Annotated in this window: 1 protein-coding gene; it reads right to left on the bottom strand. The window is 55.5% G+C overall.

What is annotated here, in order from left to right; all coding sequences use genetic code 11:
• Positions 1 to 353: cysteine peptidase family C39 domain-containing protein (locus Q1A48_RS21490; RefSeq protein WP_299948928.1), on the bottom strand; the 353-nt coding region annotated here is incomplete at both ends.

The raw sequence follows: 353 nt of genomic DNA, 5'->3' as shown, positions 1-353 counted from the left end.
TCATCCACCACCGTTTGCATATAAAATGGCGTAACCACGGCAAACAGCTGAAGCAGCAGAGACAGCAGCAGCACCTGTATCAAGCTGCGCTTTAACCCGCTGATACGCGACCAGAAATGGCTGAGTTTCAGGCGCTGGCGGTCTTCCCCCGATTGGAATTCATCCGTTGGCGTAAGCTCCAGGGCAACGCCAGTAAAGTGCTGGCCGAACTCCTCCCATGTCAGCACCCGCTCCCCCACTGCGGGGTCATGGATGGTCACCTTGTTACGCTGTACCGATTTGAGCACGACAAAGTGACTCATATCCCAGTGCAGCACACAGGGGCGCTGTAGCTCTTCCAAGTGTTCCATCTC

The organism is uncultured Microbulbifer sp. (genome assembly GCF_947489355.1).
Taxonomy (GTDB): Bacteria; Pseudomonadota; Gammaproteobacteria; order Pseudomonadales; family Cellvibrionaceae; genus Microbulbifer.
Note: the sequence above shows the minus strand (reverse complement) of the source record. Positions and strands in the feature narration are given on the sequence as shown.